We start from the raw sequence: 22912 nt of genomic DNA on the forward strand, positions 1-22912 counted from the left end.
GTATGATACAGGAATTATTCATCGAATTGGGTAAAGGAATCGGACGATTTTTCCTTCATCCAGCAGTTTATATTACGATCCTTTTCTCTGTTCTGATCGGTTATTACCGCGTGAAGCGAGAAAGAAGACAGTTGCGAACAAGAATTTTATGGGGATGGACAGAAGCAAAGAGACTTCTTTTAGACGGGTATTTGTGGGCAATCATTTTATCCGTGTTAAGTATTGGGATTGGACTTGTACTACCAGTTTCCTGGGTTTTCATATATAGTGCATGGATGATTTTGTTTGTATTATTGTTTATGTATCAAGCTGGTTCTGCCATTTATGCCATTGCTTTAGGTGCAGCTACGTTATATATGATGGATTTATATAACTGGTCTTTCCATCTATTTTCCTGGAACTTGGCTGGACTAAATATCATAAATGATGCAATCATTCCAATCGCAATTTTAGCCGGATTGTTATTAATTGCCGAAGGGGCGCTCATTCAAAAGTACGGTTCGTGTCATGCTTCTCCGAAATTAGTAACAACCGCACGTGGGATAGAAGCGATGGAATATATAACGAAACGATTATGGTTATTACCGATTGTGCTCGTTATCCCAGGCGATGCGATAGGTTCGTATGTTCCCTATTGGCCGCAATTTACGCTAGGAGAAACTACTTTTTCTCTAGTGCTATTTCCTTTCGTCATTGGATTTCAGCAAAAAAGTAGACATACATTACCGGTTCAATTTTTCCCAAGGCTAGGGAAAAAGGTTTGGCAACTTGGTATCTTGATCACAATTATTGGAGCTGCTGGATTTGTAATGCCACTAATTAGTGCAATTGCTGTTGCTCTTGGTGTATTAGGTAGATTCATCATTAGTTATATAGAATATAAGAAAGAGACGTCTGGAGCGTTTGCAGTGTCTCCGCAGTCAGATGGTGTGATGATAGCAGGGGTGCTTTCCGATTCCCCCGCAGAAAAAATGGGGCTTCTTATCGGAGAACGTATTGTAAAAGTGAATGGACAAAAAGTGACGACCGAGCAAGAATTATACGAAGCCGTCCAAATAAATGCAGCCCACTGTCGTCTAGAAGTATTGGATTACAACGGGGAGCTACGTTTACGTCAACATATTTTGTTTAGACATGATCATTATCGATTAGGGCTGATCCTAGTAAGGTAGGATAGGAGAATTTATGGAAACATTATCTTTATCAACGCAAATAATTCTAGCCATTTTCGCACCTGCATTACTCGTCGTTCTTTTTACGCGTATAACGTTTAATCATTATGTAGCGCTCATCCTGACAGTCGCATTATTCGCTGCTTCTGTACAAGCTGGGTACACACACAGATGGTGGATTTATATTTTAGATGCGGCATCACTCACCGTAGGATTCTGGTATTCTACTAAAAGTAATAAAACAAAGAAAAAATCCGCTTCTGAGTGAGGCGGATTTTTTGTGTGGGAAAATAAATGAGGTGGGGTGAATCGCAAGATAGGGTGTCCAAACCGCAAAATAGGACCCCAAGAATCGCAAGATCCACTTGCGAAATAGCAAATTCCAGTTGAATTGCAAGATAGACTCTCCAAAACGCAAGATCCTCTCACTAAACCCAATCATTATGAAATCAAAATATCAAACTATAAATAGCTAAAACCCCAATCGTACCTAAAACTATGACCATCAAATTAGAAAAAAGAATGGCTAAAGTAAAGGCAACCACCGTACCAATGAGCCCAAATAAAAGATTCCCTTCTTGAACATATAAAATAGCAGGGAAGATTAACGCGCCTAAAACAGCGTAAGGTATATTACGCAAGACACCAGAAACAACAGGTGGCAACTCTTTTCCTTCTAAAAAAGTGAGTGGGACAGCCCTTGGAATGTATGTAACTATTGCCATACCAATCAACGTCCACCAATACCATGCTCCCATTTTTTAAACTCCTTTCAGCTGTCCGCCACTACGCTTTCGCTTTTCATGTCTGACATAAATAATTTCCACAAAAATAGAGGATGCTAATGTTGCAACTAAGATTGACCATCCAGTCGATAGAATTCCAGTCCAATAAAAAAATCCATTGATAACAGCTGCGATCAGTGCAAGCATGACTACTTTACGATTGCCACGCATGGACGGTACAAGAAGACCGACAAACATCGCGTATAATGCAATGGACATCGCTGCTTGTAAAAATTGTGGAAGATTGGCTCCAATAACATGTCCAACAGCTGTGAATACAACCCAGCTGCTATATGCGATCAAAGCCACACCAAATGCAAAGGCAGTGCCGATTTTTTCTTCTTTTCTCGTTGCGAGGACAGAAAAAGATTCATCTGTAATGCCGAAAGCATAGATTCCTTTAATCCATCTCTTTTCGCTCTGCATCTTTTCGTTGAGCGCCGCCGTCATTAAGAAGTGGCGTATATTTAAGACAAATGTATTTAAAACGATTAAAATAGGGTCAACCCCTTTTGATATTAGCGTTAAGGACATATATTGCGATGCACCGGCATAAACGAAAATACTCATTGCAGTAGCTTCCCAAATAGAAAGTCCCGATGTTTTGGCCAGTAAGCCAAATGTGAGAGCGACTGGGAAGTATCCGATTGCTATACTTAACCCTGCTTTTAATCCAAGTACAAATGAATTTTTATTCAACAATAGTCACCACCTAAAAAAACATAATAGACAAATTATACTATAACCGAATAGTTTTATGAATATGAAATATGGGAATAGTATAATCATACATATTTTGGAGGAGAGCAACATGTTTGATTGGTTTTCATGGGATACGTTAACAGATTTAACACAAGATTATCGTGCACTAGGACCGATAATCGGTATCCTTTTGCCTTTTTTAGAAGCTATTTTGCCCTTTTTGCCACTCATCGTGTTTATCGTTGCGAATGTAACTGCTTATGGGTTGCTCTTTGGATTTTTACTTTCGTGGGCTGGCTCTGTAATAGGCGCGTATACAGTCTTTTTAGTCATTCGCAAATATGGACGAGCACGTGTGCTTGGCTTTATCACAAGACATGAAAAGATTCAAAAATTAATATTATGGGTAGAGAGGAATGGATTCGGACCACTTTTTTTACTTATTTGTTTTCCATTTACTCCCTCCGCACTTGTGAATATTGTTGCTGGCCTTTCCAATATGAAAAAGAAAACATATTTATGGACGGTTACATTAGGGAAACTCATTATGATTTTTATCGTTAGTTTTATCGGTTCGGATATAAAAGCCTTAATCACTCAACCAGTTCGTACGGCGATTGTTGTCCTTATAATTGCTATTCTTTGGTTTGTTGGAAAAAGAGTAGAGAAGCGGATTGATCAGAAGGTAGAAGCAGATTTACATCATTTTAGAAGGAACAGAAAAATAAGGGAAGAAAGGAGATGACTAAAACGAAGAAAGAAATAATTGAATGGCTTATGTCTTTAGTCATCGGAATTATAGTTGTTCTAGTAGTTCGATCATTTGTAGCCACAAATTATGAAGTCGTGGGAGAGTCAATGATGCCAACACTTCATGACCATGATCTCGTCATCATTAGCAAACTATCTACGATTAAACAAATGGATATAATTATTTTTCATAGCGATGAGAAAGAAGATTATGTGAAGCGAGTCATTGGATTGGCTGGTGATACGATTACATATGAAAATGATGAACTGTACATTAACAATCAAAAAATTGAAGAGCCATTTTTGAGTTCATATGAACCTTATGTCAATACAGAAACAAATTTCACGGAGAATTTTGATTTACAAGAGCTGACTGGAAGTAAAACCGTTCCACCAGGCAAGTTATTCGTTTTAGGGGACAATCGAATTTCTAGTTTAGATAGTCGTTACTTTCATTTTATTGATGAAAAAGAGGTTATTGGAGAAGTGAAGCTAATTTACTGGCCACTTTCCGATTTTAAGGTGAATTTCCGTTCCGAATAATTTCCTTCCCTATTGGATGTTTTGTACAATAGAGTAAAGGGGTTATTCGGATTTTTTAATGTCTAGCTTCAGCGCCTTGCCCATCGGGTCAAATGTGAAAAAGCTGTGGTGGCTGAAAAACTGCCTCCTTGGCCCGCACGATGCGGGTTATGTCTGCTTTGCCACAGGATGTGGTGCACTTTGCAGACCTACCCCATCCACATTTGCCTGTCTGGGCAGACATAAGCGCTTACGCTTTTCAAGAGAGGAGTTTAAGTATGTCATTACGGATTATTAGTGGACGTTCAGGAACAGGGAAGACCATATTTATGCAACAAGAAATAGTACACTCTTTACGACAAGACCCATTTGGGGATCCGTTATTTTATATAGTGCCTGACCAAATGTCGTTTTCCAGTGAGTATGATCTTGCAGCTGGAGCAGGGCTCAAAGGGTTAATACGTGCACAAGTGACGACATTTAAACGGTTAGCTTGGCGTGTATTACAAGAAACTGGTGGAATAGCGAAAGAGGAAATAAGCGGATTTGGGTATCGCATGCTTATCCGCAGTTTATTAGAGGATCACAAAGACGAATTTACCCTATTTAATAGAGCCGCAACCAAAAGAGGTTTTACCGATCAGATAGAAGTCCTGATGAAAGAATTCAGTCGGTATTGTTTAGACCATGCTACGATGGCAAACGCTTTAAATCAATTAGAAGCGGTCCAAGCACCTAAAACACTACTAGATAAATCAGCTGATCTTATGCTCATGCTCGATTTAATGGAGCAAAAATTAGGGACAAGCTATATTGATGGGGAAGGGTATTTAACCTTGCTTGCCCAAAAAATAAAAGACTCAAGTCTGCTAGAGAAAACAGAACTCTACATCGATGGATTCACTTCGTTTACAACGAGAGAATTAGAAATTATTCAAGCTTTAATGAAACAAGTAAAGCGTATTACAATCGCTCTTCCAATGGAAACCCTTGCAGATAGCCGGGATGAGCAATCATTATTTTACCAGCCTGCAAATACTTCCGCTAGATTAATAGAAATAGCTCAAGCAGAACAAGTGGAAATAGAAGAAATCGTACATCAAGCGGAACAAAAACGGTTTGTATCGAAGGAGCTTGCTCATATCGAAGCAAACTTTGATCAGCTACCACCTGCTGAAATGAAAACGGAAGGTAAATTACGAATAACAGAAGCTGCAAATAGAAGGGCAGAAATACATGCGGTAGCAAGACAAATACGAGAGTTGATGCAACAAAAGGAAGTGCGTTATAAAGAAATGGCGATTTTGCATCGTGATTCGGAAAGTTACGAAGGACTAATCGAAACCATTTTTTCGCAATATGATATCCCGGTATTTATTAGTCAAAAAAAATCGATGCTGCATCATCCGTTAATCGAGTTAAGCAGAACGGTACTAGAAGTCATTCGAACAGGCTGGAAGTATGAACCGATGTTCCGAGCGATTAAAACGGACTTGTTTTTCCCATTAGACGCGTCTAAAAGTAAGTGGAGAGAACGGGCAGACCGTTTAGAAAATTTTGTCCTGTCATTTGGTATATACGGGGATAGATGGTTGGATGATCGACGTTGGGTGTATAAAAAATACCGTGGGTTAGAATTTTACTCGAAGGTGCAAACCGACGAGGAGTTAAGCATGCAAGCAGATTTGCATGCAGCGCGTGATATAGTGGTACAACCTTTAAAAAAGCTTGCAGATACTCTTGCACAAAGTAAAACAGGGTTAGAGATGGCTGCTGCATTATTTACATTTATGGAGTCGCTTCAAGTTTACGAGAAACTACAAGTTTTGAGAAAAACAGAAGAAGAAAATGGTCAATTATTACTTGCTTCTGAGCATGAACAAGCTTGGAATGAGTGGGTGAATGTACTTGATCAATTCGTGTTAATGTTTGGCGAGAAAGAGATGAGCGTGGAGGAAGCGGCGAAAATTTTAGATGAAGGATATGACCAATTAGAATTCTCCCGTATCCCGCCAGCCATTGATCAAGTAATCGTCGGAAATGTGGATATTGCCCGATTAACAAATATAAAAGCTGTGTTTGTCGTTGGGGTGAACGATGGTGTATTCCCAAAACGAATGGATCATGAAGGCTTGCTGTCGGATACAGAGCGTGAATGGTTTACGCAAGTAGGATTTGAGTTAGCACCAACATCGAAAATGCGCTTGCTCGATGAAAACTATTTAGTGTATAAAGCTTTCGTCACAGCCTCTGAATATTTATCTGTTTCGTATCCGATTGCAGATAGTGAAGGAAAAGCGTTACTGCCATCGATGTATATTAAAAAACTCCAACAACTCATCATAGATGTCCCGGTAGAGATAGCTGTAATAGATCCAATTGATCACCCGGATGATGCCTTTGATCTCCAATCGATTAGTCATCCAAGAACAACATTACCATATGTTGTGATGCAAATTCGAAAAGCATTGGAAACTGGAGAATTACCGGTAGTTTGGCAATCAGTCTACCATTATTATTTGGAAGATCCATATTGGTCTACTATTTTAAAACGTGTAGTAAAACCTTTAATAGATGGCAATAAAACAGAAAGACTCTCGCAGGAAATAACGTCCGCTTTATACGGAGAAACGATGATTTCAAGTGTTTCTCGAGTAGAACGCTATTATAGCTGTCCTTTTGCCCATTATGCGGCATATGGGCTAAAGCTGGAGGAACGAGCGGAATATCGTTTGGAGGCACCAGCAATCGGGGATTTATTCCATGCTGCACTAAAATGGATTGCAGACGAAACTGCAAGACTCGGCTTAACATGGGCACAGCTATCTAAAGAGCAATGCGCAGGTCTTGCCAAACAAGCGGTCGATCAAATTGTACCAGTATTTGTCCATCAACTATTACTAAGTACGAATCGCTACCGTTATATTCAGCGAAAACTGGAGCAAATTGTGGCTTCTACGCTTTTCGCACTGAGCAAGCATTCCCAAGTTTCCACCTTCGTGCCCATTGCTATTGAAGCAGGATTTGGTCCAGGAGAAGCGTTACCTGCGCTAGAAATACCATTGAAGCGTGGGCGTAAAATGCAGTTGCGAGGGCGGATTGACAGAGTAGATGCATCGAATGTAAATGGTAATCTATATGTTCGGATCGTTGATTATAAATCTTCTCGCAAAGGGATCGATTTGAATGAAGTGTATTATGGTTTATCGCTTCAAATGTTAACGTATTTAGACGTTGCGATTGAAAATGCGGATATTTGGCTGCAGGAGAGCGCTGAGCCAGCAGGTGTTTTGTATGTGCATATGCATAATCCTTTTGTTAAGACGCAAAAGGAAATGAGTGACACAGAGTTACAAGAAGAGATCTATAAATCGTATAAAATGAATGGTTTACTACTCGATGACCCAGAAGTGATTATGGAAATGGATGAACAAATCGAAGGATTTTCCAAGATTATTCCGGTACGTATGAACAAAGACGGAAACTTATCAAAATCGGCCTCTAAAGTAGTAGAACCTGAACAGATGAAACTTCTCCAGTCGTTTGTACGTAAAAGACATGAACAAGCCGGTAATGGTATGAATGCAGGAGATACTCGTGTTTATCCGTATCGTATAAAAGACAAAATGCCTTGTACGTATTGTGCATATCGAAGTGTGTGTCAATTTGACCCACAGGACCCTGCACAGCCTGTACGAAATTTAAAAGTAGAGCAACGAGATATCGTTACTGAAAAAATTCGAAAGGAGATGAGTACGGATGAACATTCCTGATATGCCAGCCGAGTTAACATGGACACCTGCCCAGTGGAAAGCAATATGGGCAACCGGTTCAGACGTCCTCGTATCTGCTGCAGCAGGCTCTGGTAAAACGGCTGTCCTCATCGACCGGCTTATACAAAAAGTAATCACAAAAGAAAATCCGATAAACGTCGATGAGTTATTAGTCGTAACTTTTACTAATGCTTCTGCAGCAGAAATGCGCCACCGGATGGGAGAAGCACTTGAAAAAGCAATTGTAATCGATCCGACATCTACCCATTTACGCAAGCAGCTAAGTCTATTAAGTAAGGCACAAATTTCGACGCTGCATTCCTTTTGCTTAAATATTGTTCGGCAATACTCGTATATGCTCACGATTGATCCTGGATTTCGCATTGCGAATGAAGCAGAAGCTGCGATTATCCGAGACGATATTTTAGCAGAAGTGTTAGAGGAAGCATATCAAGTAGAAAACCCAGAAGCGATGTATAGACTATCAGACAGTTTCACGTCAGATAGAGACGATCAATCCATTGAGACGATGATTGAAAAACTATATACATATGCACGTGTGCATCCAGAGCCTAAGAAATGGTTACTGGCGATTCCACAAGCATATACTCTACGTGAAGATATAACGATAGATGAGCTTTCTTTTATCGAACCGTTGAAACTTGCTATCATTCATCACTTAGAAGAAGCAATTGCCGTAGCGGAAGAAATTCGAACATTGTCAAATATGCCAAACGGACCTGCTCTACTTGCTGAAACTGCGTTAAAAGATCAAGAGATGATCCAAGAAGCTATTCGACTGATGAAAATGGGTACTTGGCAAGATACATTTAACTATTTTAGTAGTCTTTCATGGGTAAAAGCAGCATCCATCAAAAAAGACTCCTGCGATGAAGCATTAAAAAAACAAGCTACCGCTAAACGAACAAAAGTGAAGAAAATAGTAAATGATTTAAAAGACAATTATTTCACTAGAACACCAGCACGTTTACTGGAAGAAATGCGACTGATGGCTCCGCAATTACAAACGTTAGTTGATCTTGCCATTACGTATGGAGAGAGATATACTGCTGCCAAAAATGATAGAGGATTAGTCGATTTTTCCGATCTAGAGCATTATGCGCTAGAAATTTTAACCGAGCATGATGAAAATGGGCAGCTCGTACCATCCGACATTGCTAAAGAGTATCAGGCACGTTTTAAGGAAGTACTGACGGATGAGTACCAGGATGTGAACTTACTACAAGAAACGATATTACAATTAGTGAAAAGTGGCGACGAACAAACTGGTAATATGTTCATGGTTGGAGACGTGAAGCAATCCATTTATCGTTTCCGACTAGCCGAACCCATGCTGTTTCTAGGGAAATACCTAGCATTTAGCGACCTACCAAAAGATTCGGGCGTGAAAATTGATTTGAATGCTAACTTCCGAAGCCGACAAGAAGTACTGCATGCAACGAACTATATCTTCCAGCAAGTTATGGGGGAAAAAGTAGGGGAAATTAATTATGACGATGATGCTTCTTTAAAGCCACAAGCACCGTATAACGAAGCAATAGCGCCGGTCGAATTGGCCCTTTTATATGAAGTGGAAGATGGAAGCGTCGAATCTGTAGAAGAAGATGACATGGTCATTGCAGAGGAAGAGCTTAAAAAATCCCAAGCAGAAGCTCGCTACATCATTTCCAAAATAAAAGAAATGATGGATTCAGGAGCGACTGTATATGACCCTTGGAAAAAAACGAGTCGCCCGGTCGAGTATAGCGATATCGTTATATTAATGCGGTCGATGACGTGGTCACAAGAAGTGACAGACCAATTCAAAGAAGCTGGTATTCCGTTATATGCTGAGCTTTCTAAAGGGTATTTTGAAGCGATTGAAGTGCTTATCATGCTACATACCCTTCGAACAATTGATAATCCATACCAAGATGTATCGCTTGCATCGGTTCTTCGTGCACCTTTTGTGGGACTGACAGAATCGGAACTTGCCGCGATTCGCCTTGCCGCACCAAAAGAATCTTTTTACGAAGCGCTGAAAATGTTTGTAGCAAATGGGGGTGCTGGAATATCTCCAGAGACTGGTGAAAAGCTACAACGTTTTCTGCTGCAATTTGAGGATTGGCGGAATATGAGTAGAAGAGGTTCCCTTGCGGATTTGATTTGGCGAATTTATTTGGATACGCATTATTACGAAATGGTTGGTTCCATGCCGAATGGGATGCAAAAGCAAGCGAATTTACGTATTTTACATGATCGTGCCGTGGAATATGAGAAAACGTCTTTCCGAGGGTTATTCCGATTCTTACGCTTTATCGAGCGAATGAGAAGACGAGGAGATGACTTAGGAGCGGCACGTGCGATGAGTGAGAAAGAGAATGTTGTGCGGCTTATGACGATACATGCTTCGAAGGGATTGGAGTTTCCAGTTGTCTTTTTAGCTGGAATGGGAAGACCATTTAACCAAATGGACTTCAACGAGCCATACTTATTTGACCAATCTTTTGGTCTTGCGGTAAAAGCCATTGATCCAGAAAAGCGGATATCGTTCACCTCATTGCCGTTTCTATCGATGAAAGAGAAGAAACAAATGGAATTGAAAGCAGAAGAAATGCGTGTGTTATATGTAGCGATGACAAGGGCGAAGGAGTATTTGTATCTTATTGCATCTATTAAAGATTTACAAAAGACGCTTGCAGGTTGGGAAGATGCACAAGCTCTGTTGCCGCATGAGATGCTCCCAGAATACATTCGAGCGAAAGCAAAAGGCTATTTAGACTGGGCAGGTCCAGCGATTGCACGACACGCAGACTTTCAGCAACTTTCGGATATAAACGAAGCAAATATTGTAGAAAGTGATTCCAGATGGCGTATTGTAGCAAAATGTGTTGATGAACTAAAATTGTCGGCCGAAACGGAAGAGCAAGAAAGGCTTTCGATCGATCAACTCATTAACAAGGAAAAAACGACTGTTTTGCCACAGGTGAGAGCACGTTTTGATACAGTGTATCCTTATGAGCTTTCCACACAGAAACGATCGAAACAAAGCGTTAGTGAAATGAAGAAAATAGAGCAGCTCATGGCAAGAGAAGAAGAAGCCTATTTTGAGCTGACTCCTACTACAAATAGCCTTTCTAAAGTTGCAAAACGACCATTCTTTTTACAGCAAGAGGCGAAACTAACAGGAGCTGAAGTTGGAACAGCTGTCCATGCGTTTATGCAAAATGTCGATTTAATGGAAGTAAAAACAACCGAACAGGTAGAGGCATTTGCAAGTGAGCTATACGATCGTGAAATTTTAACAAAAGCAGAACAAGCAGCGATTAATCCAGAAAAAATCATGCCATTTTTCCATTCGGAAATTGCAGAGAGATTACGTGTTGCTAAAAAGGTTATGCGAGAATTTCCTTTTACGTATGCGATGGAAGACCGAGATGGGGATAAGCAAATTATTCAAGGGGTGGTCGACTGTTTATTTTTAGAAGAAGATGGACGCTTTGTATTATTGGATTATAAAACAGATCATGTTCAACATTTAGCAAACAATGAAGCATTGTTACAGCAAGAAATGAATAAACGGTATGCCATCCAATTATCTATTTATGCACAAGCGATAGAATCTATTTTGCAAGTAGAGATTAAAGAGAAGATACTTTATTTATTTGATATAAACAAAACGGTTTTGTTATAGGAGGAAAAAGGTTTGTTAATTCGTCCAGTGGGGGAGACAGAGAGAGTAATATCAATTGATGTGATGAGAGGCTTTGCGCTACTTGGCATTTTTGTCGTCAATATGCTGTTTTTTCATAGTCCTTATATTTATATAAACCCATATACTTGGTTTCAAGTTCCGGGTGATTATGAAACGCATAAGTGGATTGACATTTTTGTGCAAGGTAGCGTCTATCCGCTATTTTCCATGCTTTTTGGATACGGACTTGCGATGCAGTTTATGAAATCGCAAGAAAAAGGAACGTCCTTTACGAAGCTAGCTGTTCGTAGACTATCCATTTTACTTGTGATTGGCTGTATCCATGCCTTTCTAATATGGTCAGGAGACATTTTGATCACATATGCGATTGCAGGATTTGTTTTAATCTTAATGATTCGATTGAAGCCGATTTGGTTAGTTTTAATAAGTGCGCTTTTATTTTTACTACCTAACGGGCTGTTAAATGGATTATTGTATTTTCTTGGAAAGTTGGATTCAGAAAGTCTGACTATTTATACTGGAATTCAAGAGATAGAGAAATCTATTATGGCGTATTCACTTGGTTCTTGGGGAGATATTTTCTCTCAAAGACTGAATGACTGGATCTATATGAGTGGCTACGGATTAATAGTTTTGATGATTTTATTTACAATTGTGCCGTTTTTACTGCTTGGTGCAGCAGCTGCAAAGCTAAAGTTAATCGAACGAGCACGAAGTTTAAAAGTCTTTTGGATCATCGCCATTATAGTGGGACTTGGAGCTGGAACAGCTATTAAGTGGCTGCCTTATCTAACAGAGCCGAATGTACTTACGATGACCGTGCAAGATACATTTGGGGGACCGCTTCAAGCAATCGCATACGCGGGTATACTAGCGCTTGTTTGCACCATCCCGTTCATTCTAAAACTGCTGTCCCCATTGGCTAAAGCAGGCCGTATGTCGATGACAATCTATTTGATGCAGTCCATTATTGCGACGACCATTTTCTATGCTTATGGTTTTGGCTTATATGGCAAAGTGGATATTAGGACTGGAACATGGATGGCAGTAGGTATTTATGTACTGCAGCTAGTATTTGCAGAAGCTTGGTTTATGAAATTTAAACAGGGACCTGTAGAGGCATTGTGGAGAAAACTGACTTATCGAAATAATTTGTCGCAAAAAGATGAAAACAAAGTCAATTTGTAATAGACTAAGGATAAGCTATTAAAATACTTAGAGGAGTGTCAAAGCGATGAAACTATTATCATACCGTTTGAATGATAAAATTTACTTCGGACCAAAAGTGAAAAAGGAAGAGGCAGTATGGGATGTATTAAGCATTCAAGAGACGCTCCAAGTGCTTCCTGAATTTCCTGCTACCATTGTAGAGGGTGTCGGACTAGGAATGGATTTTATCGAACAAATTCGTAAACTAGTAGAAGCTGCCTTAAAAGAGGAAAATGCAAATGATTTCAAAAAACAATTTACGGAAATCGAATGGTTATCTCCAATACCTCGTACACCAAAAAATATAATGGCCATCGGAAAAAACTATGCGGAGCATGCAAAAGAAATGGGCGGAGTGGCGAACGATTTTGTCGTTTTTACAAAGTCACCAACTTCTATAGCAGCTGATGAACAAACGCTTTCTATTCATGCCGATAAAACAGACGCATATGACTATGAAGGGGAGCTGGCGATTCTAATCGGGAAAAAGGGAAAAGACATTCCCTCTAAACTTGCATATGATTATGTGTTCGGATATACGATTGCAAATGATTTGACTGCAAGAGATTTGCAAAAAAAGCATCAACAGTATTTCTTAGGAAAAAGCTTAGAAGGCTCTTGCCCTATGGGACCATATATTGTGACAAAAGATGAATTACCTAATCCACAGGAGCTTACAATCGTAACAAAGGTAAACGATGAGATCCGCCAAGATGGTAAAACTTCTGACATGGTATATTCTGTCGAGCAAATAATTGAGGAAATTTCTAAATCCGTTACTTTAGAGCCTGGAGATGTCATCCTAACAGGAACTCCTGCTGGTGTCGGAAAAGGATTTAATCCTCCTAAGTTTTTAAAATCTGGCGATATTGTGAAAGTTTCCATTGAAGGAATCGGTACATTAGTGAACAAATTCGAGTAAAATATTTCATTTGATGGTAAGATATATAGGTGAATAAATTATCGAGGTGAAACAAATGGAATTTTTAGCATCACCACATTTACACATTACAACTTGGGTAATTGCGATCATCCTATTTTTAGTGGCATTAGCAATTAAAAATCCAAAAGTGGTGCACATGATTTTACGCTTATTTTATATTTTGATCATTATTACTGGAATTGCGTTGTTTATGAAAGGTATGGACTACGGTCAAGGCATGCTGTACGGATTGAAATTCTTAGCTGGAATTTTAGTCATCGGAATGATGGAAATGTCTTTAGTGAAAAAGAAAAAAGGAAAACCATTTACAATGTTTGTCGTGTTATTTTTCGTTTTCTTCTTCATCACACTTTTCCTAGGCTTCAAATTACCAATGAATATCAACTTTTTAGCGTAAGCGAACGATGGGAATATCCTTATTGATTTTTGTCGTTGTATTGATGATTATTTTTATCGTTGCTTCCTACATGATTTCCCGCATACAAGCGGAATCATTGGATGAAGAAGATTTACATCATCATATTCTCCATAACACAAAACCACCAAAATGATTGGTGGTTTTTGTTATGATAATTACTTTTCCAACTAATGTTCGCTTTTTTCCAACTTACGAATAATTACTGGAATAATTCTATGCTATGTCACAGTTTGGACGAATTATCGGCTGTTTTTGGGGCTTTCGTGCTTAAACGATAGCGATTACGAAAGAGCTTTGATAAAATAACTGTGATATGTTTTTATAAATAAATATGCTCTTTCCTAGATAGAGGAGGATTTACCTTGAAATTTAACAAATGGCTAATGACCGGATTAGTGTTGAGTGGATTGTGGATGACATCGGCACAGCCAACAAATGCCGAAGCAGATGCTTCTATTCAAAATGAAAGTATTTACGATTTATATGTTGATCGTTATTTCAATAAAGTAATTACCAATGACTATGATGTAAATGCAAAAGACCCGAATGCATTTGCTGGTGGCGACTTTTTAGGAATTATCGAAAAAATGGACCATATTAAAGATATGGGTTTTACAACTATTTCTATTGGACCTGTTTTCGCAACAGAAACCTATGACGGTAAACGAGTATTGGATTTTAATACATTAGAAAAACGTTTTGGAACACCGGAAGAATTCCAACTATTGATCAATGAAGCACATAAACATAATTTAAAGATTATGATTGAATTTCCGCTAAACAATTATAGCTTAAATCATATATGGAACGCAGAGGCAGACTGGATACTAAGCACAGACAATGATGTATTAACATTAGATTTGGAAAATGTAGAAGCACAACAAGCACTCATCAATACATTGGTCGAATTTGCAAATACATATGGTATTGATGGCGTAAAATTGTCCGAATTAAACGGAGCCCCAACCTCTTTTATTAACGAAATGATTACAACTGTAAAAGAAGTTCGCGATCCAATGTATGTGATTGCACTAGAGGAATCGGATGCAAACTTTGACGTCAACTATTCCGAAGAATTACAGGTAAATTTACGAAATGCTTTTAAAAATACAGATTTACCAACAGAAAGTATTGTGTCAACCAATTATAATGACTTACTTTTGATCGATGATTTACATACGGAAAGATTTACTTACTATAGTGCGCTGGAAAATATGTTCCCACCTACTCGTATAAAAACAGCGCTTGGCGCAATGTTAACAATGCCTGGTGTGCCATATATGACATATGGAACCGAAATTGCGATGAATGGCCAAAATGCACAAGAAAGTCACCAAGTCATGAATTTCCGTGTAGATGAAGAGTTGATCGAGTATATTAAAGACATTAATTCCATTCGCAATAAATCGGAAACAATGCGCACTGGCAAAATCGAACTGCTAGAAAATGAAAATGGCTATATAGTGTATAAACGTTATTCAGACGACGAACAATTCATTGTTGTTATTAATAATACAAGCCAAACGAAGCGTATTGATTTAACACAAGATATCGTTGGTGATAACAAAGAGCTTCGTGGATTATTTGAATCTGATATTGTTCGAGCAGATGATAATGGAGAATATAGATTAGTACTTGATCGGGAAATCGTAGAAGTCTATCAAGTAACCGATCGTCATGGGTTAAACAAATCATATATTTTTGCAATGGCATTATCCTATATATTGTTCCTTGCCTTTTTAGTAATCGTATGGAAAAAAGGAAAGCAACGTAAAAACGAACAAACAAATAAGAAATAAATTAAAAACTGCTGCCTAAGTCCATTTGCGTCGGACGTAGACAGCAGTTTTTTGTCCCGCATTAACGGGCAGTAAGACTCCCACTTTCAGATTGAAGAAAGGCGATAAAGATAAGTGGGAGATCAACTGCCCGTAAAAGCCCGATTGGTTCAACTAACAATCAGTGGGGGATGAAGGCTCCCCACTGATTGAAGTCTCACTTTATAAATTCGCTCTCTTAATCTAATTTATTTAAGAAGAATAATGCCAATGTGCCAGGTCCTGTATGTGCAGCAATCGTAGAACCAATCAGATATATTTCAATATTTTTTGGATTGAATTTTTCTTCTATCATTTGTTTTAAGGCAAGTGCTGTTTCCTCATCATCTCCATGACTGATCGCAACCACTTGTTCATCTAAACGTTCGCCGCGTTCTTCCATCACTTCAATCATGCGTTTGATCACTTTTTTACGCCCACGAATTTTCTCAATAGGTACTAGCTTGCCTTCCTCCACGTGGAGAAGAGGTTTAATATTGAGTAAACCGCCGATAAAAGCACTTGCCTTGGAAACTCTTCCGCCTTGTGCTAAATAATCTAAATCTTCCACGGTGAAGAGGTGCTCCATATGCTCGGCTTGAAACCTGATTTTTTCTTCAATCGTTTGTAAATCCAAACCTTGTGCTTTTAATCGTACTGACTCTTGTACTAGTAGGCCATAACCGAGAGATGCACATTTGGAGTCAATAATCGTTAACTTTAAATCGGGATAGGTTTCCATCACTTGTTCACGCATCATAACAGCCGTGCTATACGTACCAGAAAGTGCTGATGAAAAGGCAACATACAATCCTTCTTCTCCAGATTTCGCTAATTCTTCAAACACTCGTAAAAAGTTTTCTGGTGAAGCTTGGGAAGTTTTTGGGTGGGCTCCTTTCCGAATCTCTTCGTATACTTGTTTCGAATCAATTCCGATAACATCCTCATATTCTTGCTCACCTATATGAACCCGTAGTGGGAACAATTCCACATGATGTTCTGCATAAAAAGATTTAGGCAAGTCGCAAGCACTGTCTGCAAATAATTTCATTTTTTATCCCCCTAAAAAGCTATTTGCTTTAATTTTAATCTTTCTATTAGGAAATCAGCAATCCCGTCTTCATTGTTTGTTTTCGTTATTTCATTTGCAATATTTTGCAATGGTTTGATGGCATTTCCCATCGCAACCCCAACTCCAGCATACTCAATCATTTCCCAATCATTATCTTCATCACCAAAAGCTATGATTCGTTCTTTGGGGATATCCAAATAAGAAGAAACATGAGATAAGCCAACTGCTTTGTTTAAGCCGTGACGAACAATTTCAATCACATCCCACGGTGCGCCCCATCTACGATGATCGATAACTTCTGCATGAACATCTCGTAAATGCTTGCGAACTAAATCGACCGAGTCTTCCTCTGCATGGATAAGTAAACTCGTAGGATCTTTTTGTAAAATAGTACGTAAATCACCGGTTGTAACATTAGGATTGCCCAATGCAAATGCAGACATCATCTGTTCGTCGTGATAATGTAAGTAAACGTCATCGAGCACTTCTGCAAGCATGTTTTTAATGGAGTAGCTTTCTACAGCCTCCACTACTTCTTTTACAACATTCAACTCGATCGGTTTATGTACAGTTTGCCATGACTTATTCATTGGATGATGTACAAATGCTCCGTTAAAATTGACGATTGGCGTAGTTAAACCAAGCTCCTTATAATACATTTCACTCGATCTGTACGGTCTTCCAGTTGCAATCATGACTTCATGGCCTTCTTCTTTTGCTTGAAGCAGTGTATTTTTCGTTTTGTTTGAAATAACCTTTTCATCTGTCAATAAAGTTCCATCTAAATCTAATACTATTAAATGACGTTGCAATTGAAAAACTCCCTTCTATTCTTATATAAAGTGTATCGTGTTCACAGAGGAAGGTCAAAATGTATAGTTTACCCCGCATTAACGGGCAGTAAATTTCCCACTTTAAGATTTAAGGGAAGCTAAAAGATAAGTGGGATATCAACTGCCCGTAAAAGCCCGATGAAATGATCCCAGACTAAGTACGCAACATCGTGTTGCAACGTCTGCGTGACCCACATCGTGTGTGACACAACTAACAATCAGTGGAGGATGAAAAAAACCTCCACTGATTGAAGTTTCACTTTAAGCTTTTTGTAAATTTTGAAATGCTTTGTTAGAATAATAATATATCCAAAAAGGTGGGGGAAGTAAATGATTGTACAACAAGAATGCTGGCGTAATATTCCTTTATTACATATTTATCATGAAGAAACGCAAAATAATGCACCAATCGTCCTTTTTCTACACGGTTTTGAAAGCGCAAAAGAGCATAATCTCCACTACGCATATCAATTAGTGCATGATGGATGTCGTGTCATTTTACCGGATGCGCACTTACACGGAGAACGCGATGAGCAATTAGACCAGGTCGAGATTAGCCTGCGTTTTTGGGAAACGGTATTAACCTCTATTGAGGAAGTTGGTATATTACGGGAAGAGCTGCAAAAACGTGGCTATTTAACCAACCAGAAAATCGGAATTGCTGGAACTTCAATGGGTGGTATCACAACACTTGGATGCTTGACTGCTTATCCTTGGATAGACGCTGCGGTTATCTTAATGGGAACGCCAGGTTATGTTGAGCTAGCGAAAGCACAGATGGCACAAGTGGAGCAAAAAGGTTTTCAAATACCATTAAATGCGGAAGAAAGAAAAGATATGCTTGATACTTTAGCTAGGTTTGATGCAACCAATCAAATGGAAAAACTAAGTGGCAAGTCGCTGTTTTTCTGGCACGGGGAAAAGGATCCAGTTGTACCTTTTGCACCTACTGCTCAATTCATTAAAACTTTTGAAGAAGAGTATGGTGACCAAACTATAGAATTCGTGAGAGAAAAATCAGCAGGACATGCAGTATCTCGCAAAGGAATGCTAGCCGCCACGAAATGGCTTGCAAACAGTTTGGCATAAGTACACTTGTTTGTTATGATGAATGAAAGTGATAAAGGAGGAATTCAAATGGATCAAGATATGAAAGACAGCATGATGGCTGCATTAGAAAATGTAATTGACCCTGAGTTGGGCGTTGATATTGTCAATTTAGGTTTAGTATATGATGTAGATTTGACAGAAGAAGGTACGGCAAACGTTACAATGACGCTAACTTCTATCGGTTGCCCAATGGGTCCGATGATTGTAGACCAAGTCAAAACAGCGCTTGGTGAATTGCCAGAAGTAAAAGAAACGGAAGTAAACATCGTCTTCAACCCACCATGGTCAAGAGAAAACATGTCAAGATACGCAAAAATCGCTCTTGGTATTAGATAACTATAGAAAAAGCGCAAGGCATCCCATTGATCGTCTTGCGCTTTTTTGATGGAATAAAAGTATTTTTTCAGGAGATAAATGGTGCAGGGCAACTAGATTGTGTTAAAGGCGACCAATTCCACGGTAAGAGCAACCAGATGTGTGGGGAGAACAACCAATCTAACAACGAGCCGATTTCAATAAAGTCAATAAACTTCTAGAGAGATGGCATGAAAACTGTCGTTTTAGCGGGAAAAAATGTCAAAGGGCAATCAGATTGTGATGAAAGCAACCACTTCAGGGACTAGAGCAACCAATTCCTCCACGAAAGCAACCAACTCCTCAACAAAAGCAACCAAAGCCAAATCAAAAAGCACTTTCCATGCCAACGCATGAAAAGTGCCTTATTTAATCAATGCGACAAATATGGAGTGGACAATTATCGCATTCTACTTCGGTACGTAAAAATTGGAGATCATGTACTGTGATAATTCCTTTGACAAAAGAAATGATGCCAAGCTTTTTTAAATCATTTAGCATACGATTGACTACTTCTCGGCTTGTTGCACAAAAATTTGCTAGTTCTTGATTTGTTAAGGTATAGTCGATTACCACGCTACCGTCCGTTTGTTCTACTCCATATGTGTTTGTAAGACGGATTAACGTGGAGTAAAGAGCACCTTTTTTGCCATGCAACAATAAGTCTCTAAAGCGAGTTTCATTTTTTAGGTTATGTGTTTGAATAACCTTCATCCACTCCATTATTAGCAAAGAAGAGGAGGATAAAAGTTTCTCTAGCTGCTCACGGGGTATTACTAATAAGTGAGTGGGTTCATTCGTATGTGCTGAAACGGAATGATAAATAACTTCGCAAAAAACAGCGGTTTCCCCGATAAAAGTATTTGGACCGGCAATACGAATTGTTAACACTTGACCACTTTCTGTATCTTTCGTTATTTTGACAGAGCCCGACTGGATAAGATAGACATCCTCTGAACGTTCTCCTTCTAGGAAAACAGGGCGATTTTTTTCTATTTTATGAATGGAACCAAATTGCTCAAATAATGAATAAATACCTTGGGGTGCGTTCATATAAAATCACAACCTTCCCTTCGATAATTTTATAATAGCATATTCCCTAAAAGTATTTACCTTAAATCACTTTTCTTTACAAATTTGAATGAAAGATATTATAATTGAATTAGTCAAAGAAGGTCAAACAATTTCAGTAAGGAGATGTTTGGTTATGCAAATGAAACAACAAGATGAAAAAACACCTTTAGAAACGTATGGACGTAACTTAGTTACTGCTGTGAAAGAAGGAAAAATGGATCCTGTAATTGGACGAGATCAAGAGATTCGGGATGTCATTAGAATATTATCAAGAAAAACAAAAAATAACCCAGTGTTAATAGGAGAACCAGGTGTTGGTAAAACAGCAATTGTGGAAGGATTAGCACAACGTATCGTTCGAAAAGACGTACCGGAAGGGTTAAAGGATAAAGAAATTTTCGAGCTTGATATGAGCTCACTGATTGCTGGTGCAAAGTATCGCGGGGAATTCGAAGAGCGTCTGCAAGCTGTCTTAAAGCAAGTAAAAGAGAGCGAAGGACAAATTATTTTATTCATCGACGAAATCCATACTATTGTCGGTGCTGGTAAAACTGATGGGGCAATGGATGCAGGTAATATGTTAAAACCTATGCTTGCTCGTGGTGAACTGCATTGTATAGGTGCTACGACCTTAGATGAATATCGCATGTATATCGAAAAAGATCCTGCGCTTGAAAGACGATTCCAACAAGTATTAGTTCGTGAACCTTCTGTTGAAGACACCGTTTCTATTTTACGGGGATTAAAAGAACGCTTTGAATTGCATCATGGTGTACGTATTCATGACCGCGCAATTGTTGCAGCAGCGGAGCTTTCGAATCGATATATTACAGAAAGATTTTTGCCAGATAAAGCAATTGACCTTGTAGACGAAGCGTGTGCAATGATTCGAACAGAAATTGATTCAATGCCACAAGAGCTTGATGAAGTGACGAGAAAAATGATGCAACTACAAATTGAAGAGCAAGCACTCATGAAAGAAAAAGACGCAGCAAGTCAAAAACGCCTAGAAATATTGCGTGAAGACTTAAAAGAGCTCGAGCAATCTTCCAGCGAAATGAGCAATAAATGGAAAGAAGAAAAAGAATCTATTCAAGTCATTCAACAAAAACGTGAAGAATTAGACCGTTATCGTCGAGAGCTAGAAGATGCGGAAAATAAATATGATTTAAACAAAGCAGCTGAACTGCGACACGGTAAAATTCCGACATTAGAAAAAGAATTACATGCATATGAGCAACAAGTAAACGATGATACAAGTAATCGATTATTACGTGAAGAAGTAACAGGAGAAGAAATAGCCTCTATCGTTTCAAGATGGACAGGAATTCCTGTAACAAAACTAGTAGAAGGAGAACGTGAAAAACTGCTCCGTTTAAAAGAGACACTTGGAGAAAGAGTAGTCGGTCAAGACAAAGCGGTTCAATTAGTAACGGAAGCAGTTTGGCGTGCAAGAGCAGGCATTAAAGACCCACATAAACCAATTGGTTCTTTCTTATTTTTAGGTCCGACTGGTGTGGGGAAAACGGAGCTAGCGAAGTCACTTGCGGCTAATCTATTTGATTCGGAAGAGCACTTTATCCGCATTGATATGTCAGAGTATATGGAAAAACACAGTGTTTCTCGACTAGTTGGAGCGCCTCCTGGTTATATTGGCTATGAAGAAGGCGGTCAATTAACCGAAGCCGTACGTAGAAATCCATATTCAGTTGTACTTCTGGATGAGATTGAAAAAGCACATCCAGATGTTGCAAATATTTTATTGCAATTAATGGATGACGGAAGAATTACAGATAGCCAAGGACGAATCGTAAACTTTACAAATACAATTGTTATCTTAACCTCTAATATCGGCTCACAATATTTAGCAAATACAACAGGTGTTGTCGGTGAAGAGGAAGAGACATTAGTAATGACAGCTCTACGTGAACATTTCAAACCAGAGCTACTAAACCGTATGGATGACATTATTATGTTCCATTCATTAACTACGCATCATTTTGAAAAAATTGCAGAGAAATATGTGAAACAGTTGCAAAACCGTTTACTGGAACAAGAAATTACCTTACAAGTAGATAACTCAGTTATTAAGTGGATTGTAGAAGAGGGTACAGATGCGGCGTTTGGTGCGAGACCATTAAAACGATTTATCCAACGTAATTTGGAAACGGCCGTAGCAAAACTGTTAATCGGGGGTTCTGTACTTCCAGGCGGAACAGTAGTTGCTTCAATAGAAGATGGAGAACTGATCATTAAGTAGTTCATTTATCTTTCCATCAAAGGTTCTTTATAAAAATGTTATATTTGAACATATAAAAACAGCTCCCAATTTCAGGAGCTGTTTTTTAGTGTTGTTCTTTTGGAAGTGGATCGTTTGGAATAATTGCCGTAATGATAAAGATCATGATAGCAACTGGTATTGACATAATAAGCCCATCTTTAAACACGAATTCTACATTTTGTACAGAACTTACTACGTAATTTAACATAGTAACTAAAATAGCTGACCAAATAAACGTCATAATATAATGCATGTATTTTCACCTCAGAAGCTAATTTTTACTTATATTTATCATATCACAATGAAAGGCTTTTACAAAAGAATATTTGAATTATGAAAGTCTATTGTTGAAAATTGTACATAAATTCGTTATTATTAATAC

20 protein-coding genes are annotated in these 22912 nt (G+C 38.7%); 14 read left to right on the forward strand and 6 right to left on the reverse strand.

Going from position 1 to position 22912, the window contains the following annotated elements; genetic code table 11:
• The first annotated feature begins 2 nt into the window (after positions 1-2).
• The gene (locus FG382_RS03350; RefSeq protein ID WP_142537482.1) at positions 3-1172 is read left to right on the forward strand and encodes a PDZ domain-containing protein; all 1170 of its coding nucleotides are present in this window, start codon (positions 3-5) and stop codon (positions 1170-1172) included.
• 13 nt (positions 1173-1185) lie between these two features.
• Positions 1186-1440: a CsbA family protein gene (locus FG382_RS03355; protein WP_142537483.1), complete on the forward strand. Its 255-nt coding sequence runs from the start codon at positions 1186-1188 to the stop codon at positions 1438-1440.
• 181 nt (positions 1441-1621) lie between these two features.
• On the opposite strand, the gene FG382_RS03360 is transcribed toward FG382_RS03355, so the two are convergent.
• Both FG382_RS03360 and FG382_RS03365 read right to left on the reverse strand, forming a co-directional pair.
• Entirely contained in the window at positions 1622-1930 is a 309-nt protein-coding gene (locus tag FG382_RS03360) for an AzlD domain-containing protein (protein ID WP_142537484.1), read from the reverse strand.
• 3 nt (positions 1931-1933) lie between these two features.
• Positions 1934-2656, reverse strand: coding sequence for an AzlC family ABC transporter permease (locus FG382_RS03365; RefSeq protein WP_142537485.1), 723 nt, complete (start codon positions 2654-2656; stop codon positions 1934-1936).
• Positions 2657-2768: 112 nt separating this feature from the next.
• On the opposite strand from FG382_RS03365, the gene FG382_RS03370 reads away from it, so the two are divergent.
• From FG382_RS03370 to FG382_RS03405, 9 genes are all read left to right on the forward strand, one after another.
• Entirely contained in the window at positions 2769-3404 is a 636-nt protein-coding gene (locus FG382_RS03370) for a TVP38/TMEM64 family protein (RefSeq protein ID WP_142537486.1), read from the forward strand.
• A complete protein-coding gene (lepB, locus tag FG382_RS03375) occupies positions 3401-3952 on the forward strand; it encodes a signal peptidase I (RefSeq protein ID WP_142537487.1) in 552 nt (183 codons plus the stop codon). Before FG382_RS03370 ends, lepB begins: the two co-directional genes overlap by 4 nt.
• Before the next feature lie 257 nt (positions 3953-4209).
• The gene (gene addB / locus FG382_RS03380) at positions 4210-7704 is read left to right on the forward strand and encodes a helicase-exonuclease AddAB subunit AddB (protein ID WP_142537488.1); all 3495 of its coding nucleotides are present in this window, start codon (positions 4210-4212) and stop codon (positions 7702-7704) included.
• A complete protein-coding gene (gene addA / locus FG382_RS03385; RefSeq protein WP_142537489.1) occupies positions 7691-11398 on the forward strand; it encodes a helicase-exonuclease AddAB subunit AddA in 3708 nt (1235 codons plus the stop codon). The genes addB and addA overlap by 14 nt, the downstream gene beginning before the upstream one ends.
• A gap of 12 nt (positions 11399-11410) precedes the next feature.
• Entirely contained in the window at positions 11411-12607 is a 1197-nt protein-coding gene (locus tag FG382_RS03390) for a DUF418 domain-containing protein (RefSeq protein ID WP_229677270.1), read from the forward strand.
• Positions 12608-12653: 46 nt separating this feature from the next.
• A complete protein-coding gene (locus FG382_RS03395; protein ID WP_142537490.1) occupies positions 12654-13550 on the forward strand; it encodes a fumarylacetoacetate hydrolase family protein in 897 nt (298 codons plus the stop codon).
• A 55-nt stretch (positions 13551-13605) separates the two neighbouring features.
• Entirely contained in the window at positions 13606-13968 is a 363-nt protein-coding gene (locus FG382_RS03400) for a YisL family protein (protein WP_142537491.1), read from the forward strand.
• 7 nt (positions 13969-13975) lie between these two features.
• A complete protein-coding gene (locus tag FG382_RS22905) occupies positions 13976-14122 on the forward strand; it encodes a hypothetical protein (RefSeq protein ID WP_211356364.1) in 147 nt (48 codons plus the stop codon).
• Between the two features lie 229 nt (positions 14123-14351).
• A complete protein-coding gene (locus FG382_RS03405; protein ID WP_142537492.1) occupies positions 14352-15788 on the forward strand; it encodes an alpha-amylase family glycosyl hydrolase in 1437 nt (478 codons plus the stop codon).
• 217 nt (positions 15789-16005) lie between these two features.
• On the opposite strand, the gene FG382_RS03410 is transcribed toward FG382_RS03405, so the two are convergent.
• Together FG382_RS03410 and FG382_RS03415 are read right to left on the reverse strand one after the other, a co-directional pair.
• A complete protein-coding gene (locus FG382_RS03410; RefSeq protein ID WP_142537493.1) occupies positions 16006-16857 on the reverse strand; it encodes a DegV family protein in 852 nt (283 codons plus the stop codon).
• 11 nt (positions 16858-16868) lie between these two features.
• Entirely contained in the window at positions 16869-17690 is an 822-nt protein-coding gene (locus FG382_RS03415) for a Cof-type HAD-IIB family hydrolase (protein ID WP_142537494.1), read from the reverse strand.
• A gap of 351 nt (positions 17691-18041) precedes the next feature.
• Here FG382_RS03415 and FG382_RS03420 point away from each other — a divergent pair, with 351 nt between their 5' ends.
• Together FG382_RS03420 and FG382_RS03425 are read left to right on the forward strand one after the other, a co-directional pair.
• Complete coding sequence (locus FG382_RS03420) at positions 18042-18800, forward strand: prolyl oligopeptidase family serine peptidase (RefSeq protein ID WP_142537495.1); 759 nt, start codon at positions 18042-18044, stop codon at positions 18798-18800.
• 48 nt (positions 18801-18848) lie between these two features.
• Complete coding sequence (locus FG382_RS03425; RefSeq protein WP_142537496.1) at positions 18849-19157, forward strand: metal-sulfur cluster assembly factor; 309 nt, start codon at positions 18849-18851, stop codon at positions 19155-19157.
• Positions 19158-19544: 387 nt separating this feature from the next.
• On the opposite strand, the gene FG382_RS03430 is transcribed toward FG382_RS03425, so the two are convergent.
• Entirely contained in the window at positions 19545-20228 is a 684-nt protein-coding gene (locus tag FG382_RS03430) for a Crp/Fnr family transcriptional regulator (protein WP_142537497.1), read from the reverse strand.
• Between the two features lie 154 nt (positions 20229-20382).
• On the opposite strand from FG382_RS03430, the gene FG382_RS03435 reads away from it, so the two are divergent.
• Positions 20383-22509, forward strand: coding sequence for an ATP-dependent Clp protease ATP-binding subunit (locus FG382_RS03435; protein WP_142537498.1), 2127 nt, complete (start codon positions 20383-20385; stop codon positions 22507-22509).
• An 85-nt stretch (positions 22510-22594) separates the two neighbouring features.
• On the opposite strand, the gene FG382_RS03440 is transcribed toward FG382_RS03435, so the two are convergent.
• Positions 22595-22783, reverse strand: a complete 189-nt coding sequence (locus FG382_RS03440) for a YjzD family protein (protein ID WP_142537499.1) — start codon at positions 22781-22783, stop codon at positions 22595-22597.
• Positions 22784-22912: the final 129 nt, after the last annotated feature.

It is taken from the genome of Psychrobacillus lasiicapitis (assembly GCF_006861795.1).
Taxonomy (GTDB): domain Bacteria; phylum Bacillota; class Bacilli; order Bacillales_A; family Planococcaceae; genus Psychrobacillus; species Psychrobacillus lasiicapitis.

Excerpts from the sequence above, each read along its gene's own strand:
- FG382_RS03355 (WP_142537483.1), top strand. The coding sequence starts at position 1,186 with ATGGAAACATTATCTTTATCAACGCAAATAATTCTAGCCATTTTCGCA.
- FG382_RS03370 (WP_142537486.1), top strand. The coding sequence starts at position 2,769 with ATGTTTGATTGGTTTTCATGGGATACGTTAACAGATTTAACACAAGAT.
- FG382_RS03395 (WP_142537490.1), top strand. The coding sequence starts at position 12,654 with ATGAAACTATTATCATACCGTTTGAATGATAAAATTTACTTCGGACCA.
- FG382_RS03400 (WP_142537491.1), top strand. The coding sequence starts at position 13,606 with ATGGAATTTTTAGCATCACCACATTTACACATTACAACTTGGGTAATT.
- FG382_RS03440 (WP_142537499.1), bottom strand. The coding sequence starts at position 22,783 with ATGCATTATATTATGACGTTTATTTGGTCAGCTATTTTAGTTACTATG.
- FG382_RS03410 (WP_142537493.1), bottom strand. The coding sequence starts at position 16,857 with ATGAAATTATTTGCAGACAGTGCTTGCGACTTGCCTAAATCTTTTTAT.
- addB (WP_142537488.1), top strand. The coding sequence starts at position 4,210 with ATGTCATTACGGATTATTAGTGGACGTTCAGGAACAGGGAAGACCATA.
- FG382_RS03360 (WP_142537484.1), bottom strand. The coding sequence starts at position 1,930 with ATGGGAGCATGGTATTGGTGGACGTTGATTGGTATGGCAATAGTTACA.
- FG382_RS03350 (WP_142537482.1), top strand. The coding sequence starts at position 3 with ATGATACAGGAATTATTCATCGAATTGGGTAAAGGAATCGGACGATTT.
- FG382_RS03425 (WP_142537496.1), top strand. The coding sequence starts at position 18,849 with ATGGATCAAGATATGAAAGACAGCATGATGGCTGCATTAGAAAATGTA.
- FG382_RS03435 (WP_142537498.1), top strand. The coding sequence starts at position 20,383 with ATGCAAATGAAACAACAAGATGAAAAAACACCTTTAGAAACGTATGGA.
- FG382_RS22905 (WP_211356364.1), top strand. The coding sequence starts at position 13,976 with ATGGGAATATCCTTATTGATTTTTGTCGTTGTATTGATGATTATTTTT.
- lepB (WP_142537487.1), top strand. The coding sequence starts at position 3,401 with ATGACTAAAACGAAGAAAGAAATAATTGAATGGCTTATGTCTTTAGTC.
- FG382_RS03430 (WP_142537497.1), bottom strand. The coding sequence starts at position 20,228 with ATGAACGCACCCCAAGGTATTTATTCATTATTTGAGCAATTTGGTTCC.
- addA (WP_142537489.1), top strand. The coding sequence starts at position 7,691 with ATGAACATTCCTGATATGCCAGCCGAGTTAACATGGACACCTGCCCAG.
- FG382_RS03420 (WP_142537495.1), top strand. The coding sequence starts at position 18,042 with ATGATTGTACAACAAGAATGCTGGCGTAATATTCCTTTATTACATATT.